The sequence below is a fragment of the Cognatilysobacter bugurensis genome, from assembly GCF_014652095.1.
Taxonomy (GTDB): Bacteria; Pseudomonadota; Gammaproteobacteria; order Xanthomonadales; family Xanthomonadaceae; genus Cognatilysobacter; species Cognatilysobacter bugurensis.
In genome coordinates, this window is the sequence record NZ_BMYD01000001.1 from 88357 (window position 1) to 104842 (window position 16486).

At 68.6% G+C, this 16486-nt stretch carries 18 protein-coding genes; 14 read left to right on the forward strand and 4 right to left on the reverse strand.

Annotated elements, in window-relative coordinates; genetic code table 11:
* Positions 1-4: 4 nt before the first annotated feature.
* A complete protein-coding gene (gene parE, locus IE075_RS00475; protein ID WP_189452264.1) occupies positions 5-1912 on the reverse strand; it encodes a DNA topoisomerase IV subunit B in 1908 nt (635 codons plus the stop codon).
* Positions 1913-2179: 267 nt separating this feature from the next.
* Between parE and pyrG the strand changes: the two genes are divergently transcribed.
* The 8 genes from pyrG to IE075_RS00515 all read left to right on the forward strand — a co-directional run bounded on the left by pyrG (position 2180) and on the right by IE075_RS00515 (position 9054).
* A complete protein-coding gene (gene pyrG / locus IE075_RS00480) occupies positions 2180-3850 on the forward strand; it encodes a CTP synthase (RefSeq protein ID WP_189452266.1) in 1671 nt (556 codons plus the stop codon).
* A 76-nt stretch (positions 3851-3926) separates the two neighbouring features.
* Positions 3927-4760, forward strand: a complete 834-nt coding sequence (gene kdsA, locus IE075_RS00485) for a 3-deoxy-8-phosphooctulonate synthase (RefSeq protein ID WP_189452268.1) — start codon at positions 3927-3929, stop codon at positions 4758-4760.
* Positions 4761-4794: 34 nt separating this feature from the next.
* Positions 4795-6081 carry a phosphopyruvate hydratase gene (gene eno, locus IE075_RS00490; RefSeq protein WP_189452269.1) on the forward strand — a complete coding sequence of 429 codons (1287 nt, stop codon included), beginning with the start codon at positions 4795-4797 and terminating at the stop codon, positions 6079-6081.
* Positions 6082-6085: 4 nt separating this feature from the next.
* A complete protein-coding gene (gene ftsB / locus IE075_RS00495; protein WP_189452271.1) occupies positions 6086-6442 on the forward strand; it encodes a cell division protein FtsB in 357 nt (118 codons plus the stop codon).
* Positions 6442-7173: a 2-C-methyl-D-erythritol 4-phosphate cytidylyltransferase gene (gene ispD / locus IE075_RS00500; protein ID WP_425489324.1), complete on the forward strand. Its 732-nt coding sequence runs from the start codon at positions 6442-6444 to the stop codon at positions 7171-7173. Before ftsB ends, ispD begins: the two co-directional genes overlap by 1 nt.
* On the forward strand, positions 7170-7649 hold the full coding sequence (gene ispF, locus IE075_RS00505) for a 2-C-methyl-D-erythritol 2,4-cyclodiphosphate synthase (RefSeq protein WP_189452274.1): 480 nt from the start codon (positions 7170-7172) through the stop codon (positions 7647-7649). Before ispD ends, ispF begins: the two co-directional genes overlap by 4 nt.
* A 2-nt stretch (positions 7650-7651) precedes the next feature.
* The gene (gene truD / locus IE075_RS00510; protein ID WP_425489325.1) at positions 7652-8695 is read left to right on the forward strand and encodes a tRNA pseudouridine(13) synthase TruD; all 1044 of its coding nucleotides are present in this window, start codon (positions 7652-7654) and stop codon (positions 8693-8695) included.
* Positions 8696-8832: 137 nt separating this feature from the next.
* A complete protein-coding gene (locus IE075_RS00515; RefSeq protein ID WP_189452279.1) occupies positions 8833-9054 on the forward strand; it encodes a hypothetical protein in 222 nt (73 codons plus the stop codon).
* Between the two features lie 9 nt (positions 9055-9063).
* On the opposite strand, the gene IE075_RS00520 is transcribed toward IE075_RS00515, so the two are convergent.
* Positions 9064-9642: a Smr/MutS family protein gene (locus IE075_RS00520; protein ID WP_189452281.1), complete on the reverse strand. Its 579-nt coding sequence runs from the start codon at positions 9640-9642 to the stop codon at positions 9064-9066.
* A gap of 146 nt (positions 9643-9788) precedes the next feature.
* Here IE075_RS00520 and surE point away from each other — a divergent pair, with 146 nt between their 5' ends.
* Genes surE through IE075_RS00540 form a run of 4 tightly spaced genes read left to right on the forward strand, consistent with a single transcriptional unit; the run spans position 9789 to position 12752 of the window.
* Positions 9789-10577 (forward strand): 5'/3'-nucleotidase SurE, encoded by a 789-nt coding sequence (gene surE, locus IE075_RS00525; protein WP_189452283.1) that lies wholly within the window; start codon positions 9789-9791, stop codon positions 10575-10577.
* A complete protein-coding gene (locus IE075_RS00530) occupies positions 10574-11251 on the forward strand; it encodes a protein-L-isoaspartate(D-aspartate) O-methyltransferase (protein WP_189452285.1) in 678 nt (225 codons plus the stop codon). The genes surE and IE075_RS00530 overlap by 4 nt, the downstream gene beginning before the upstream one ends.
* A 4-nt stretch (positions 11252-11255) precedes the next feature.
* Positions 11256-11918, forward strand: coding sequence for an exopolysaccharide biosynthesis protein (locus IE075_RS00535; protein WP_189452287.1), 663 nt, complete (start codon positions 11256-11258; stop codon positions 11916-11918).
* Positions 11919-11960: 42 nt separating this feature from the next.
* Positions 11961-12752 (forward strand): peptidoglycan DD-metalloendopeptidase family protein, encoded by a 792-nt coding sequence (locus IE075_RS00540; RefSeq protein ID WP_189452289.1) that lies wholly within the window; start codon positions 11961-11963, stop codon positions 12750-12752.
* A 114-nt stretch (positions 12753-12866) separates the two neighbouring features.
* Here IE075_RS00540 and IE075_RS00545 read toward each other — a convergent pair whose 3' ends face one another.
* Both IE075_RS00545 and yhbY read right to left on the reverse strand, forming a co-directional pair.
* Entirely contained in the window at positions 12867-13247 is a 381-nt protein-coding gene (locus tag IE075_RS00545; protein WP_189452290.1) for an Mth938-like domain-containing protein, read from the reverse strand.
* 4 nt (positions 13248-13251) lie between these two features.
* Positions 13252-13620 carry a ribosome assembly RNA-binding protein YhbY gene (gene yhbY, locus IE075_RS00550; protein ID WP_189452292.1) on the reverse strand — a complete coding sequence of 123 codons (369 nt, stop codon included), beginning with the start codon at positions 13618-13620 and terminating at the stop codon, positions 13252-13254.
* 77 nt (positions 13621-13697) lie between these two features.
* Between yhbY and rlmE the strand changes: the two genes are divergently transcribed.
* Positions 13698-14327, forward strand: a complete 630-nt coding sequence (gene rlmE / locus IE075_RS00555) for a 23S rRNA (uridine(2552)-2'-O)-methyltransferase RlmE (RefSeq protein ID WP_189452295.1) — start codon at positions 13698-13700, stop codon at positions 14325-14327.
* Between the two features lie 82 nt (positions 14328-14409).
* The gene (ftsH, locus tag IE075_RS00560) at positions 14410-16302 is read left to right on the forward strand and encodes an ATP-dependent zinc metalloprotease FtsH (RefSeq protein ID WP_189452297.1); all 1893 of its coding nucleotides are present in this window, start codon (positions 14410-14412) and stop codon (positions 16300-16302) included.
* The last annotated feature ends 184 nt before the right edge of the window (positions 16303-16486 follow it).

Below are 16486 nucleotides of genomic sequence, written 5' to 3' on the forward strand. Positions count from 1 at the left end.
CGCATCACACCTCGAGCGTCGCGAGGTCGCCCTTCAGTTCGAGCCACGCCTTGCGATCCGGCGCGCGCTTCTTCGCGAGCAGCATGTCCATCAGCGCGCGCGTGACCTCGCCGTCCTCGACGGTGAGCTGCACGAGGCGGCGCGTGTCGGGGTGGACCGCCGATTCGCGCAGCTGGGACGGGTTCATCTCGCCGAGGCCCTTGAACCGAGTGACGTTGATCGCACCGCCCGAGCCCTTTTTCTTCGACTGCTTCTCGCGCTCGATCTTCTCGAGCTGGATGCGCTTTTCTTCTTCGTCCAGCGCGTAGAACACCTGCTTGCCGTAGTCGATGCGAAACAGCGGCGGCATCGCGACGAACACGTGCCCGGCCGCGACGAGCGCCGGGAAGTGCCGCAGGAACAGGGCGCTGAGCAGCGTCGCGATGTGGAGGCCGTCGGAGTCGGCGTCGGCGAGGACGATGACCTTGCCGTAGCGCAGGCCGCTGATGTCGTCCTTGCCCGGGTCGCAGCCGATCGCGACCGCGAGGTCGTGCACTTCCTGCGACGCGAGCACGCCGCCGGAAGCGACTTCCCAGGTGTTGAGGATCTTGCCGCGCAGCGGGAGGATCGCCTGGAAGTCCTTGTCACGCGCCTGCTTCGCGCTGCCACCCGCCGAGTCGCCCTCGACGAGGAACAGCTCGGTGCGCGAGAGGTCCTGGCTGCTGCAGTCGGCGAGCTTGCCGGGCAGCGCCGGGCCCTGCGTCACCTTCTTGCGGGTGATCTGCTTTTCGGTCTTCAGGCGCGCGCTGGCGCGGTCGATCGCAAGCTGCGCGATCTTTTCGCCGAGTTCGACGTGCTGGTTGAGCCAGAGCGAGAACGCATCATGCGCGGCGCCTTCGACGAAGCCCGCGGCCTGGCGCGAACTCAGGCGCTCCTTGGTCTGGCCCGAGAACTGCGGGTCGGCCATCTTGATGCTGAGCACGAACGCGACGCGGTCCCACACGTCCTCGGGCGCAAGCTTCACGCCGCGCGGGAGGAGGTTGCGGAAGTCGCAGAACTCGCGCAGCGCATCGGTGAAGCCGGTGCGCAGGCCGTTGACGTGCGTGCCGTGCTGCGCGGTCGGGATCAGATTGACGTAGCTCTCCTGCACGAGCTCACCTTCGGGCACCCAGGCCACGGCCCAGTCGGCCGTCTCGGTGTCCTTGGTCAGCTTGCCGACGAACAACTCCGGCGGCAGCAGCTCGCGGTCGGCGAGTTCGCCGCGCAGGTAATCGCGCAGGCCGTCCTCGTAGTACCACTCGTGCTTCTCGCCGCTGGTTTCGTCCAGCAGGCGCACCGTGAGGCCCGGACACAGCACGGCCTTCGCGCGCAGCAGGTGCCGCAGCGCGCGCACGTTGAACTTGGGCGTATCGAAATACGAGGCATCCGGCCAGAAGTGCACGCGGGTGCCGGTGTTCTTCTTGCCGACCGTGCCGATGACCTCGAGCTTGGACGCGCGGAAGCCGTCCTTGAACGTCATCCGGTACTCGTTGCCGTCGCGCTTGATGCGCACGTCGACGAGCGTCGACAGCGCGTTAACCACGCTGACGCCGACGCCGTGCAGACCGCCGGAGAACGTGTAGTTCTTGTTGTTGAACTTGCCGCCCGCGTGCAGCCGCGTGAGGATCAGCTCGACGCCCGGGATCTTCTCCTCGGGGTGGATGTCCACCGGCATGCCGCGGCCGTCGTCGATGACCGAGCAGCTGCCATCGGCGTGGATCGTGACCTCGATCGTCTTCGCGTGGCCGGCGAGCGCCTCGTCGACGGCGTTGTCGATGACCTCCTGCGCGAGATGGTTCGGGCGCGAGGTGTCGGTGTACATGCCCGGTCGGCGCTTGACCGGGTCGAGCCCCGACAGCACTTCGATGTCGGCGGCGTTGTAGCGATTGTTCATGGACCTGCTTTTCGTCGCCGGAACGGCGGACGCCTGGGGGGCGGGAGGGGCCGCGCGAGAATGGCGACGGGGGGCAGGGCGGTCAAGCGGGCGGGATTTCGGGCGCGTCATCGGTACAGACTCGCCGTTGGCCGTCGCGCCGACCGAGACGCCAGCGACCCGGCTGGCTGAACCGGACAGCGGTCGCCCCGGCGCCGTCCGCATAACTGGACATCGCCGCGGCCGCGCCCAACCGCTAAACTACCGCTTTCCAGCGGCAGCAACTCCATGACTCCCCTGATTTTTGTCACCGGCGGCGTGGTGTCCTCGCTCGGCAAGGGCATCGCTGCGGCGTCGCTGGCCGCCGTGCTCGAAGCGCGCGGCTTGCGCGTGACGATGATGAAGCTCGACCCGTACATCAACGTCGACCCGGGCACGATGAGCCCGTTCCAGCACGGCGAGGTGTACGTCACCGACGACGGCGCCGAGACCGACCTCGACCTCGGCCATTACGAGCGCTATCTGCGCACGCGCCTGAGCCGCAAGAATTCGATCACCACCGGTCGGATCTACGACAACGTGATTCGCAAGGAGCGCCGCGGCGACTACCTCGGCGGCACGGTGCAGGTGATCCCGCACATCACCGACGAGATCAAGCGTTGCATCGTGGAGGCCACCGACGGCTTCGACCTCGCGCTGGTCGAGATCGGCGGTACGGTCGGAGACATCGAGTCGCTGCCGTTCCTCGAGGCGATCCGCCAGATCCGCAGTGAGCGGGGCGCCGAGCACGCGCTGTTCATGCACCTCACGCTGGTGCCGTGGATCGCCGCGGCCGGCGAGCTCAAGACCAAGCCGACGCAGCATTCGGTCAAGGAGATGCGCTCGATCGGCATCCAGCCCGACATCCTGTTGTGCCGCTCCGAGCAGCCGCTGCCGGACTCCGAGCGCCGCAAGATCGCGCTGTTCACGAACGTGTCCGAGCGCGCGGTGATCTCGGCGGTCGACCTCGACAACATCTACAAGATGCCGCGCCGTTTCCACGAGGAGGGGCTCGACGACCTCATTATCGAGCGCCTGCGCCTCAAAGCCGGCCCGGCGGACCTGTCGGAATGGGACGCCGTGGTCGACGCGAGCGAATATCCGGACGACGAGGTCGTGATCGGCGTGGTCGGCAAGTACATCGACCACCAGGACGCATACAAGTCGGTCGCCGAAGCGCTCAAGCACGGCGGCCTGCGCCAGCGCACGCGTGTGAAGCTCAAGTGGCTCGAATCGAGCGATATCGAGCGCGAGGGCGCGCGCCTGCTCTCGGACGTCGACGGCATCCTCGTGCCCGGCGGCTTCGGCGATCGCGGCTTCGAGGGCAAGGTTCAGACCTCCGCGCATGCGCGCGAGAACGGCGTGCCGTACTTCGGCATCTGCTACGGCATGCAGGCCGCGGTCGTCGACATGGCGCGCCACAAGGCCGGGCTCAACGGCGCGAACAGCACCGAGAACGACAAGCACTCCCCGCACCCGGTCATCGGCCTGATCACCGAGTGGCGCACCTCGACGGGCGAAGTCGAGCGGCGCAGCGCGGATTCCGACCTCGGCGGCACGATGCGCCTGGGACTGCAGGACCAGCGACTCAAGCCGAACACACTTGCGCGCGAGATGTACGGCAACGACGTCGTCGGCGAGCGCCATCGGCACCGCTACGAGTTCAACAACCGCTACCGCACGCAGCTCGAGGACGCGGGTCTCGTGATCAGCGCGAAGTCGATGGATGACCTGCTCGTCGAGATGATCGAGCTGCCGCGCGACGAGCACCCCTGGTTCCTCGCGTGCCAGGCGCATCCCGAGTTCCTGTCGACGCCGCGCGACGGGCATCCGCTGTTCATCGGCTTCATCCGCGCCGCGCGCGAGCACAAGGCGCGCCGCGCGGCCGCGGCGAAGCCGCTCGAAGGCGCGCACGCTTAATGCGCGCGGCGCGTCCTGCGATCGCGCGCAATCGCGTTTTCCCGGCCCGTCCGGCACCTGTTTTCTGGAGTGTGCGATGAACCTGTGTGGATTCGAGGTCGGCCTCGACAAGCCGTTCTTCCTGATCGCCGGCCCGTGCGTCATCGAGTCGATGCAGCTGCAGCTCGACACCGCCGGCCAGCTCAAGGAGATCACGTCCGAGCTCGGCATCCCCTTCATCTTCAAGTCGAGCTTCGACAAGGCGAACCGCACCTCGGTGTCCGGTTTTCGCGGGCCCGGCATGGAGGAAGGGCTGAAGGTGCTGTCGGAAGTGAAGCGCCAGCTCGGCGTGTCGGTGCTCACTGACGTGCACGAGTACACGCCGCTCGACGAGGTCAACTCGGTCGTCGACGTGCTGCAGACGCCGGCGTTCCTGTGCCGGCAGACCGACTTCATCCAGAACGTCGCGCGCGCCGGCAAGCCCGTGAACATCAAGAAGGGCCAGTTCCTCTCGCCCTGGGAGATGAAGCACGTCGCCGAAAAGGCGCTCGCCACCGGCAATCGCGACATCATGCTGTGCGAGCGCGGGGCGAGCTTCGGCTACAACAACCTCGTGTCCGATATGCGCTCGCTGAGCGTGATGCGTGAGAGCGGCTGCCCGGTCGTGTTCGACGCCACGCACTCGGTGCAGCTGCCCGGCGGCGCCGGCGGCAAGAGCGGCGGCCAGCGCGAGTTCGTGCCGGTGCTGTCGCGCGCCGCGATGGCGGTCGGCATCAGCGGCATCTTCATGGAAACCCACCCGAAGCCCGAAGAGGCGCTGTCGGACGGCCCGAACGCGTGGCCGCTGCCGAAGATGCGCGCGCTGCTCGAAACGCTGATGGCGATCGATGAGGTCACCAAGCGCAGCGGCTTCATCGAATCACAAGCCTGATTCCCCCTACCTGATACGGAGTGTCAACACCCCGATGACCACGATCGCCAAAGTCCACGCCCGCGAAATCCTCGACAGCCGCGGCAACCCCACGCTCGAAGCCGAAGTCACGCTCAGCGACGGCAGCTTCGGCCGCGCGATGGTGCCTTCCGGCGCTTCGACCGGCACCAAGGAAGCGGTCGAGCTGCGCGACGGCGACAAGACGCGCTACCTCGGCAAGGGCGTGAAGCAGGCGGTCGAGAACGTCAACGGTGCGATCGCGAAGGCGCTCGACGGGATCGATGCAAGCGACCAGGCCGGCCTCGATCGCCGCCTCATCGACCTCGACGGCACCGACAACAAGGGCCGCCTCGGCGCGAACGCGCTGCTCGGCGTTTCGATGGCGAATGCGCACGCGGTCGCCGCGTCGAAGAAGATGCCGCTGTGGCAGCACCTCGCGAACGGCCGCGAGGCCGTGCTGCCGGTGCCGATGATGAACATCATCAACGGCGGCGCGCATGCCGATAACAACGTCGACCTGCAGGAATTCATGGTGCTGCCGGTCGGTTTCGACAGCTTCGCCGAGAGCCTGCGCGCGGGCACCGAGGTGTTCCACGCGCTCAAGTCCGTGCTCAAGGGCCGCGGCCTGAGCACGGCGGTGGGCGACGAGGGTGGCTTCGCGCCGGACCTGCGCAGCAACGAGGAAGCGCTGGAGACCATCCTCGAGGCCATCGGCAAGGCCGGTTACAAGGCGGGCGAGGACATCCTGCTCGGCCTCGACGTCGCGTCGAGCGAGTTCTTCGACAACGGCAAGTACCACCTCACCGGCGAAGGCAAGCGCCTGACCAGCGAGCAGTTCGTCGATTTCCTCGCGAACTGGGCCCAGCAGTACCCGATCATCACGATCGAGGACGGCATGGGCGAGCACGACTGGGACGGCTGGAAGCTGCTGACCCAGCGCATCGGCAACAAGGTGCAGCTCGTCGGTGACGACCTGTTCGTGACCAATCCGCGCATCTTCCGCGACGGCATCGACCAGCAGGTCGCGAACGCGATCCTCATCAAGGTCAACCAGATCGGCACTTTGACGGAGACACTCGAAGCGATCGCGATGGCCGACGCGAACGGCTACGCGGCCGTCGTCTCGCACCGTTCGGGCGAAACCGAGGACACGACGATCGCCGACATCGCCGTCGCGACCACGGCGACGCAGATCAAGACCGGCTCGCTGTGCCGCAGCGATCGCGTCGCGAAGTACAACCAGCTGCTGCGCATCGAAGAGCAGCTCGGTTCGGCCGCGCGTTACGCCGGTCGCGACGCGTTTGTGTCGCTGAAGCGCTGAGTCAATGGTCCATACCTCGGGCGACCGCCGGCTGCTCGTGGCGCTGCTTGCGCTGGCGGCGTTGCTCGCGCTGCTGCAGGCGCGGCTGTGGCTCGGCACCGGCGGCTACCAGGCCGTCGCCGCGCTCGAGCAGCAGGTGCAGGCGCAGACCCGCGAGAACGCGGGCCTGGGCGAGCGCAACGACGCGCTCGCTGCCGAGGTCGAGGACTTGAAGTCGGGCGAAGCCGCCGCCGAGGAGCGTGCCCGCAGCGAACTCGGGATGATCAAGCCGGGTGAGGTGTTCTATCGCGTCGTCGAATCCGACGGCGCGCCGGTGCGCGAAACCCGCGTCCCCGACGCGAGCGCGGACGTCAGGCCGTGATGCCCGAGGTCTGGGCGGTCGTGCCCGCTGCCGGGCGCGGCCGCCGCTTCGGTGGGCCACGGCCGAAGCAATACCTCGAAATCAACGGACGGCCGGTGCTCGCGCATGCGCTCGATGCGCTGCTGGCGCACGACGCCGTGCGCGGCGCGATGGTGGCGATCGCGCCGGACGACGCGGACTGGCCGGGCTGGACCGAGCGCCGAGGTAAGCCCGTGCACACCTGTGTCGGTGGCGCCGAACGCGCCGACTCCGTTCTCGCCGGCCTGCGCGCGCTCGACGGCATCGCACCCCAGGACGCGTGGGCGCTCGTGCACGACGCTGCGCGCCCGAACCTCGCGCTTGCTGATCTGGATCGCCTGCTGGCCGTTGCATTCGCCCAGGGCGACGGCGCGATTCTCGCAGCGCCCGTTCGCGACACGCTCAAGCGCGCCAACGCCGCGGGCGGCATCGCCGCTACGCAGCCGCGCGAACAGCTCTGGCGCGCGCTGACGCCGCAACTGTTTCGCCGCGATGCGCTCGCGGCGGCGCTCGCTGCAGCCGCCGGCGACGGCATCGTGGTCACGGACGAGGCGATGGCGATGGAGCGCGCCGGTGCGCAGGTGCGACTCGTCGAGGGTCGCGAAGACAACCTCAAGGTGACGACGCCAGCGGACCTGGCGCTCGTCGAATTTCTGCTCGCGCGCCGGGATGCAGACGCTTCCTACGCCAATGCCACGGGTGCCACAGCATGAACATCCGCATCGGACAGGGCTACGACGTGCATGCGTTCGGCGACGGCGACCACGTGATGCTCGGCGGCGTGTGCGTGCCGCATGAGCGCGGCGTGCTCGCGCATTCGGACGGCGACGTCGTGCTGCATGCGCTGTGTGACGCGATGCTCGGCGCGCTCGCGCTCGGCGATATCGGCGTGCATTTCCCGCCGAGCGATCCGCAGTGGCGCGGCGCGGACTCGCGCGCACTCGTGCGGCATTGCGACAGGTTGATCCGTGCGCGCGGCTGGCGCGTCGGCAATGCGGACGTGACCGTCGTGTGCGAGCGGCCGAAGGTCGGCCCGCACGCACCGGCGATGCGCGAACGCATCGCGGAGGATCTCGGCGTCGACATCGACGCCATCAGCGTCAAGGCGACGACGAGCGAAAAACTCGGTTTCACCGGTCGCAGCGAAGGCATTGCGGCAATGGCCGTGTGCCTGCTCGTGCGCGCATGAGCGTGGATCTTCCCCACGCGCATGGCGAAGCGGTGCTGCAGGCCCGGCTGCGCGCGGCGCCCGAGGATTTTGTCGTTGATGAATTGCCCGGCTTCGAGCCGACCGGGCAGGGCGAGCACCTGCTGCTGACCGTCCGCAAGCGCGGCATGAACACCGCGCACGCGGCGCGTTGCATCGCGCAATGGGCGGGCGTTGGCGACGTGGCGATCGGCTACGCCGGGCTGAAGGACCGGCATGCGGTGACCACACAGCGCTTCACCGTGCACCTTCCCAAGCGCAACGCGCCCGCGGTCGAAACCCTGACGATCGACGACGCCTTGGGTGAGCGGCTCGAGGTGCTCGACCACACGTGGCACGCGAAAAAACTGCCGCGCGGCGCGCTTGCGGGCAATCGGTTCGTACTGGTGCTGCGCGACGTGGAGGGCGACCGCGCGGCCATCGATGCACGCTTGTCGGCGATTGCCGCGCGCGGCGTGCCGAATTACTTCGGCGAGCAGCGCTTCGGTCGCGGCGGCAACAACGTAGGCTCGGCGCTCGCGATGTTCGCCGGGCGGCGGGTGCGACGTGACCAGCGCAGCGTGTTGCTGTCTGCGGCGCGCTCAGAGCTGTTCAACCGCGTGCTCGCCGCGCGCATCCGCAGCGCCTGCTGGGACACCGCGCTCGAAGGCGAGGTGTGGATGCTCGACGGCACCCGCAGCGTGTTCGGGCCGCAGCCGCTCGATGAGGCGCTCGCCGAGCGGCTCGCCACGTTCGATATTCATCCCACCGGCCCATTATGGGGCGAGGGCGCGCTGCGCACCCAGGAGGCTGCTGCCGCGCTCGAACTGGACGCGCTTGCCGACGCGGACGCCGTTGCGCTGCGCGCTGGGCTCGAGCGCGCCGGGCTTCGTCAGGAGCGACGTGCGCTGCGGCTCCGCCCCGAGGCGCTGCAGTGGCGCTGGCCCGACGAGACATCGCTCGAGCTGTCGTTTGCGCTGCCGCCGGGCACCTATGCGACCTCGGTGCTCGCCGAACTCGGCGACGTCGCAGCCGCCGGGCGCGACTGAAGCGCCGTCCGTCGGACTCGGCGCCAGCGCACTGGTGTGCGCGCGAGGCAGGCGTATAACCGAATCGACGCCCGGCATCGGGTCGGGCGCCCCGCGCCTGCGGGTGTTCGCCCGGCACGGCGCTTCGAGGAACCGCCATGTCCACACGTCGCCTTCTTCTGATCGTTGCCGTCGCGGTTTCGCTGACGGCCTGCGCCACCACCGACGACCGCGCCGCCGCCCGCGTCGCACCGCAACGGGCGGGCACCCTGGACACGCACCACGAATACGTGGCGCACGTCGAGTCGATTGCCCGGCGGCGCGGCATCGATGTGCAGTGGGTCAACGCGCCGGTCAAGCGCGCCCCGCGCGACGACTGATCGGCGCGGTCAGCGCAACCGCGTCGGCGCGAGCAACACCACGACCGCGCCCGTGCCGCCGCGGGGGGCGGGCGCGGAGTGGAAGCCGAGCACGTCCGCGCGCTGGCGCAGCATCCGGTCGACGAGGTTCTTGAGCACTGGCGCGCCGCGGCTGTCGACCGGGCGCCCTTCGAGCGCCCCCCCGTGCAGGCCCTTGCCGTGGATCACCCCGACGCAGCCGACCCCGTGCCGCCGCGCGTCGTTGAGGAACGCGCGCAGCAACTGTTCGGCGGTGTGCACGTCGGCGCCGTGCAGGTCGAGCTCCTCCTGCACTGCGATCTCGCCGCGTTTGAGCCGAGAGAACACCGTTACCGGCAGCGCGTCACTGCGGTAGCTCAGCGCGTCGGCCGCTTCCAGCAGTGATTCGTCGAGCGCGAACCGGAAGCTGCGACGTGCGTCGGCCTCGTCGAGCTCGGCCATGCGCGCGCGCGGACGCGGCTTGGGCGGCGTCGGAGGCGGAGTGGCGTCGGGCAGGCGGCGCACAGGGCCGATCGCGTCGCGGAACAGGTCCGCGTCGTCGTCGTGGTCGGGCGGGTCGTGCGCAGCCATGCCCCGAGCCTAACCGCGGTCACGTTGCAGGCCAATGCATGTTTAGGTGACCGCGTTTCGACAAGGCGCGCGGATGCCATCGGATATCATGGCCGCCCGATGGCTGCGGGCCCTGTGTGTCCGCGCCGCGCTTTTCTCTGGAGCCCATGCGAGTCCTGGTCAGCAATGACGACGGCGTCGACGCCCCCGGTATCCGCACGCTTGCGCAGACACTGCGCGAGGCGGGTCACGACGTGCTGCTCGTCGCGCCCGACCGCGACCGCTCCGGCGCGAGCAACTCGCTGACGCTCGACATGCCGGTGCGCGTCGTCCAGCAGGACGAGTCGACCTGGCGCGTGCACGGCACGCCGACCGACTGCGTGCACATCGCGCTGACCGGCATGCTCGAGCGCGAACCGGACCTGGTGGTTTCGGGCATCAACAACGTCGCCAACCTCGGCGACGACGTCATCTATTCCGGCACTGTGGCGGCCGCGACCGAAGGCCGGTTCCTCGGGCTGCCCGCGGTGGCGGTGTCGCTCGCGACGGCCGACGGCGTGGGGCGCAACTACGAAACGGCGGCGCGCGCGGCGGTGGAAATCATCGCGCGGCTGCACACCGACCCGTTGCCGGCCGACACGATCCTCAACGTCAACGTGCCCGACGTGCCCTGGGCGGCGCTCGAAGGTTTCGAGGTCACGCGGCTCGGCAACCGCCACCGCGCCGAGGGCTGCACATCGCAGACGGACCCGCGCGGCCGGCAGTGGTGGTGGCTCGGCCCGGCTGGCCCCGAGCAGGACGCGGGCCCGGGCACCGATTTCGACGCGGTGCGCCGCGGCTGCATCTCGATCACGCCGATCCAGGTCGACCTCACGCGCTATCAGGCGCTCGAGCAGGTGGCCACGTGGGTCGGCGGGCTCGCCGCGTCCCTCGAGCGACCGGAGCCGTCGGCGTGAACCGTGGCATGCGGCTCGACGCGGAGGCGATCGGCTCCGGGCTGACGTCGCAGCGCGTGCGCGACCGGCTCGTCGAGCGGCTGCGCGCCAGCGGCATTGAGGACGAGCGCGTGCTGCGCGCGATCGGCACCGTGCCGCGCCATCTGTTCGTCGACGAGGCGCTGGCGATGCGCGCCTACGAGGACACCGCGCTGCCGATCGGTCACGGGCAGACGATTTCGCAGCCGTGGGTCGTCGCGAAGATGACCGAGGCGCTGCTGCAGACCGCGCCGCGCAAGGTGCTCGAGATCGGCACGGGCTCGGGGTACCAGGCTGCGGTGCTGGCTGCGCTCGGGCTGGAAGTGCACACGGTCGAGCGTATTGGCGAGCTGCTGCGGTCGGCGCGCAAGCGCTTCCGACAGATCGGCCTGGAGGTGCGCAGCAAGCACGACGACGGCTACGTCGGCTGGGCCGAGAACGCGCCGTTCGACGCGATCATGGTGACCGCCGGCGGCGCTGCCGTCGTCGACGCCTTGCTCGATCAGCTGTCCCCAGGCGGCGCGCTCATCGCACCGGTCGGCTCGGCGACGTCGCAGGAACTGCTGCGGCTCGTCAAACATGAGGATGGACGCGTCGAGCGGCAGATGCTCGCGCCTGTCGTGTTCGTGCCCCTCCTGCCCGGCACCATCGACTGAGCCCATGACTGACCACGACTCCAGACTCCCTGGCACCCGCGCGTCCGACGACGTGTCCCTGGGCGAACAGCTCGCCGCAATCATCCGCGAGCTTCCGTCCGATTCGTTGACGCTGGGCGAGCTGCTCGACGTCTTCGGCGACGAGGGCCTGCTGCTGCTGAGCGCGCTGCTGACCGTCGTGTTCCTGATCCCCGTGTCGATCCCCGGCGTCAGCACCGTGTTCGGCGCCGCCATCCTGTTGGTCGGGATCAGCCGCGTGTTCGAACGACCGCTGTGGTTGCCCGAACGCATCCGCACGCGCGCGCTGCCGGCCGGTCGGCTGCGCCCAGCGCTCGAGCACGGGATGGTCTGGGTGCGTCGGCTCGAGCGGATCAGCCGCCCGCACCGCCTCAACGCGGTGACGGACGGCCGTGCGCAGACGCTCGTCACCAACCTGGCCTTCATCCTCGCGGCGGTGCTGCTGATGGCGCCGTTCGGCTTCGTGCCCTTCAGCAACACGCTGCCGGCGCTCGCATTGCTGCTCTATGCGATCGGCATGATCCAGCGCGACGGTGGCGCGGTCCTGCTCGGCCATCTCGCGAACATCGGAACGATCGTCTACTTCGGCGCATTGATCGGCGGAGGCGGTGTGGCCCTGCACGGGCTGTGGCAGCGCCTGTCGGGCTGATTGCCCACTCGGCCGAACACGAACAGAGGGCTCGCAATACGCATGGGCATGACAAGGCAATGGACGCTCGCGCTGGCAGGCGCACTGGGGCTCGCGGCGTGTTCCACGACGGTCGTGCGCGAGCCCGTTCAAAACGGCGGGGCAAGCGCTTCGACGCCGCGGTACGGTGAGTCCGCGACGGTCCAGCGCGGCGACACCTTGTACGGCGTCGCCACACGGAACGGCGTGTCGGTGCGCGATCTGGCGGCATGGAACGGCATCGCGCCGCCGTACACGATCTACCCAGGCCAGCGCCTGCGGCTCCACCCGTCCTCTGGGCCTGCCGCTGCGCCGGGGAAGCGCACCGTCGCCGCAGGGCCCGCGAAGCCCGTGTCCCGGGCGCCGGCCAGCCCGACGCGCCCGCGCGACACCGCGGCGCCGGCGCCAAAGCCCGCAGCGCCCGCCGCACCCCCAATCCAGAGCGGCATCGCCTGGCGCTGGCCCGCTGACGGTGGCCTCCTCAATCGCTTCGTAACGGGCGACCCCACTCGGCAGGGCATCGACATTGCCGGCGCCGGCGGCGCCCCGGTGCGCGCGGCAGCCGACGGTACCGTCGTGTACTCGGGCTCAGGGTTGGTCGGCTACGGCGAGCTCGTGATCATCAAGCACACCGATGCATGGCTGTCGGCGTACGGCCACAACCGCAAACGCCTCGTCAACGAGGGCCAGTTGGTGAAAGCGGGCGAGCAGATCGCCGAGATGGGCCGCAGCGGCGCTTCGCGCGACATGCTGCATTTCGAGGTGCGCTACAACGGCAAGCCAGTCGACCCGCTCACCTATTTGCCGCCGCGTTAAACCGGCGGCGCGGGTCGGGCCCGGCCGCCGGTCGGGCAGGGCGCGTGATCGGGGCCAACGTCGGAGTCGAGGCGCAAGCCCGCGCGACGCGCCGCCGTTGGATGCGAAAACCGATCAGCCGGTTGAGCCCAGCACGAAACCCGCCACCACGCGGCGGCCTTCGCTGGCGAGCACTGCGTAGGTGCGAGCGGCTGCGTCGTTCGACATCGATTCCAGACCGACGCCACGACCCAGACAGGCGGCCATCGTCGCCGCCGGGGGGAATGCCTGGCGCGCACCGCTGCCGAGCACGATGACCTCGGGCCCAAGCGCGAGCAGAGCGTCGAGTTCGGCGGTACCGAGTTCGCGCACATCCGTTACTGGCCAGTCCTCGACGAGCGCGTCGGGCGAGATCGCAAAACTCGTGGTCAGACGGCGCTCATTGACGAGGGCGGACGTTCCGTCCGCGCTGCGAAGCACGAACTGCTGGTCGCTTGGCTCGAGCGTGAGCTGCATCGGCTCAGGCGCGGGGCAGCACGATCTGGCGCTTCTCGCGGCTCTGCCGATACAGAACGGCGGTGTGCCCGATGCGCTGGACGAGCGCGGCGCCGGATCGCTCCGCAAGCGCGGTGATCATCGCGTCGCGAGCCTCGCGGTCCTCTGCGGCAACCTTCACTTTGATCAGCTCGTGATGCTCGAGCGCAAGCTCGACTTCCGCGATCACGGCGTCGGTCAGGCCTTTGCCGCCGATCTGCAGCATTGCCTTGAGATCGTGCGCCTGGCCGCGCAGAAAGCGCACCTGCGCCGCCGTCAGTGGGCGCGCAGCGGCCGCGTCGGCACGCGAAGCGTTGCCTGCCGAGGGATCCGAAGGAGAGGAAGACTGCGCCATGCGGGAGCGAAACCACGGGTTGAATGGGGTCGAAGGGTATCATGGGCCCCGTTGCTCCCTCGAAGTTGGACTCCCTGATGGCCACGCGCAGCAAGAGCAGCCACCGCTGGTTGCAGGAGCATTTCTCCGATCCCTTCGTTAAGAAGGCCAAGGCCGAAGGGCTGCGTTCGCGCGCCGCGTACAAGCTCGAAGAACTCGTGGAGCGTGACCGGTTGCTCAAGCCGGGCATGGTCGTCGTCGATCTCGGCGCCGCTCCGGGAGGCTGGTCACAGTGGGTGCGGCAGGCCCTGGGGGACAGTGGCCGGGTGATCGCGCTGGACATCCTCGACATGCCCACGCTCGCGGGCGTGGAATTCCTTCATGGGGATTTCAGGGAGGATGCGGTCCTATCCGAATTGGAAGCGACGTTGAACGGCACACAGGTGGATCTTGTGCTGTCCGACATGGCCCCCAATATGAGCGGTGTGGATGCGGTCGATATGGCCCGCACGATGCATCTGGCGGAACTGGCGATGGACTTCGCCGACCGCCATCTGCGCGTCGAGGGCACGTTCCTGATCAAGTTATTCCAGGGCGTGGGTTTCGACGATTACGTGCGTGAACTGCGCAAGCGGTACGCCAAGGTGTCGATTCGCAAACCCGCCGCATCCCGCAAGCGTTCGCCCGAGGTTTACGCCCTCGCGCAGGGCAAGCGGGCGGCAACGTAGCGACGGATCGGCCGGTTCATAGGGCCGCGGTGGCGGTCGGAAGTCAGAGGTTTCGCGCCTACGGGCGAACAGGCAGGGTGAAGTGAACGATTTGGCCAAGAATCTGTTGTTGTGGGTGGTCGTCGCCGTCGTGCTGATGGTGGTATTCCAGGCGTTCGGGCCGCGCTCAGCGGGGGCCGAGACGCTTGCGTACGACCAATTCGTGCAGCAGGTGCAGGGCGATCGCGTCGAGAAAGTCACGATCGGCGAAGACCGGACGACGATCACGGGCGAGCGCAAGGACGGCACGAAGTTCACGACCTTCAGCCCCGGCGACAAGGACCTCGTGAACGAGTTGCTCGAGCATGACGTCGCGATCCAGCAGACGCCGCCGGCGAACGGCCCGTCGCTGGTCTACATCCTTATCAACGTGGCTCCATGGTTGCTGTTCATCGGCATCTGGATCTACTTCATGCGCCAGATGCAGCAGGGCGGCAGCAAGGGCGCGATGAGCTTCGGCAAGTCTCGCGCGAAGATGCAGGGCGAGGACCAGGTCAAGGTGACGCTGGCCGACGTCGCTGGCTGCGACGAGGCGAAGGAGGAGGTCGGCGAGCTCGTCGAGTTCTTGCGCGACCCGTCCAAGTTCCAGAAGCTCGGCGGCAAGATTCCGCGCGGCGTGCTCATGGTCGGTCCTCCGGGCACCGGCAAGACGCTGCTTGCCCGTGCGATCGCCGGCGAGGCCAAGGTGCCGTTCTTCTCGATCTCCGGTTCGGACTTCGTCGAGATGTTCGTCGGCGTGGGCGCGAGCCGCGTGCGCGACATGTTCGAGCAGGCGAAGAAGCACGCGCCGTGCATCATCTTCATCGACGAGATCGACGCCGTCGGTCGTCATCGCGGCGCCGGTCTCGGCGGCGGTCATGACGAGCGCGAGCAGACGCTGAACCAGCTGCTCGTCGAGATGGACGGCTTCGAGGGCGGTGAGGGCGTGATCATCATTGCCGCGACGAACCGTCCGGACGTGCTGGACCCCGCGCTGCTACGCCCGGGCCGCTTCGACCGCCAGGTCACGGTCGGCCTGCCGGACGTGAAGGGCCGCGAGGCGATCCTGCGTGTCCACATGCGCAAGCTGCCGCTTGCCGACGATGTCGAGCCGATGACGATCGCGCGCGGTACGCCGGGCTTCTCGGGCGCAGACCTCGCAAACCTCTGCAACGAGGCCGCGCTGTTCGCCGCACGCGACAACGGCAAGGAGGTCCGCATGGACCACTTCGACCGGGCGCGCGACAAGATCCTCATGGGTGCCGAGCGCCGCTCGATGGCGATGAGCGAGGACGAGAAGCGCCTGACCGCGTACCACGAGGCAGGCCATGCGATCGTCGGTCGCCTCGTGCCCGAGCATGACCCGGTCTACAAGGTCACGATCATTCCGCGCGGTCGCGCGCTGGGCGTGACCATGTACCTGCCCGAAGGCGACAAGTACAGCTACAACAAGGTCGCGATCGAGTCGCAGCTGTGCTCGCTGTACGGCGGTCGCGTTGCCGAGGAACTGATTTTCGGTGCCGACAAGGTCACGACCGGCGCGTCGAACGACATCGAGCGCGCGACGAAGATGGCTCGCAACATGGTCACCAAGTGGGGTCTGTCGGACGAAATGGGTCCGATTGCCTACTCGGAAGAAGAGGACGAGGTGTTCCTGGGTCGCTCCGTGACCCAGCACAAGAACGTCTCGGACGAGACCGCGCGTAAGATCGACGAGGTCATCCGCGCGATCCTCGACAAGGCCTACGGCCGGTCCACGCAGATCCTCCGCGAGAACCTGGACAAGCTGCACCTGATGGCCGAGACGCTGCTGCAGTACGAGACGATCGACGCGAAGCAGATCGACGACATCATGTCCGGGCGTCGTCCCGGCCCGCCGTCGGATTGGTCGCGCGGCGGTCCGGCTCACGAGGAGCCGAAGACGCTCACGCTCGGTGGGCCGCAGCCGACGGCCTGACGGACGCGGGTATGTACGACGAAAAGGCCGGGGATCTCCCCGGCCTTTTTCTATGGTGGGCTGGGCTGGCGCCTTCCGCAGTCGGTCGTGCGCACCGCGCGGCCGCGAGCACGGCGACGCGGCAGTTGGTGCGACCTTTGCGCGCGAGCGGCCGTGGGGCGCTGTGAGGTCGAGAACGGCCGAC

Bases quoted from the DNA above. Each gene is read 5' to 3' on its own strand.
- parE (WP_189452264.1), bottom strand. From the start codon at position 1,912: ATGAACAATCGCTACAACGCCGCCGACATCGAAGTGCTGTCGGGGCTC.
- pyrG (WP_189452266.1), top strand. From the start codon at position 2,180: ATGACTCCCCTGATTTTTGTCACCGGCGGCGTGGTGTCCTCGCTCGGC.
- kdsA (WP_189452268.1), top strand. From the start codon at position 3,927: ATGAACCTGTGTGGATTCGAGGTCGGCCTCGACAAGCCGTTCTTCCTG.
- eno (WP_189452269.1), top strand. From the start codon at position 4,795: ATGACCACGATCGCCAAAGTCCACGCCCGCGAAATCCTCGACAGCCGC.
- ftsB (WP_189452271.1), top strand. From the start codon at position 6,086: ATGGTCCATACCTCGGGCGACCGCCGGCTGCTCGTGGCGCTGCTTGCG.
- ispD (WP_425489324.1), top strand. From the start codon at position 6,442: ATGCCCGAGGTCTGGGCGGTCGTGCCCGCTGCCGGGCGCGGCCGCCGC.
- ispF (WP_189452274.1), top strand. From the start codon at position 7,170: ATGAACATCCGCATCGGACAGGGCTACGACGTGCATGCGTTCGGCGAC.
- IE075_RS00515 (WP_189452279.1), top strand. From the start codon at position 8,833: ATGTCCACACGTCGCCTTCTTCTGATCGTTGCCGTCGCGGTTTCGCTG.
- IE075_RS00520 (WP_189452281.1), bottom strand. From the start codon at position 9,642: ATGGCTGCGCACGACCCGCCCGACCACGACGACGACGCGGACCTGTTC.
- surE (WP_189452283.1), top strand. From the start codon at position 9,789: ATGCGAGTCCTGGTCAGCAATGACGACGGCGTCGACGCCCCCGGTATC.
- IE075_RS00535 (WP_189452287.1), top strand. From the start codon at position 11,256: ATGACTGACCACGACTCCAGACTCCCTGGCACCCGCGCGTCCGACGAC.
- IE075_RS00540 (WP_189452289.1), top strand. From the start codon at position 11,961: ATGGGCATGACAAGGCAATGGACGCTCGCGCTGGCAGGCGCACTGGGG.
- IE075_RS00545 (WP_189452290.1), bottom strand. From the start codon at position 13,247: ATGCAGCTCACGCTCGAGCCAAGCGACCAGCAGTTCGTGCTTCGCAGC.
- yhbY (WP_189452292.1), bottom strand. From the start codon at position 13,620: ATGGCGCAGTCTTCCTCTCCTTCGGATCCCTCGGCAGGCAACGCTTCG.
- rlmE (WP_189452295.1), top strand. From the start codon at position 13,698: ATGGCCACGCGCAGCAAGAGCAGCCACCGCTGGTTGCAGGAGCATTTC.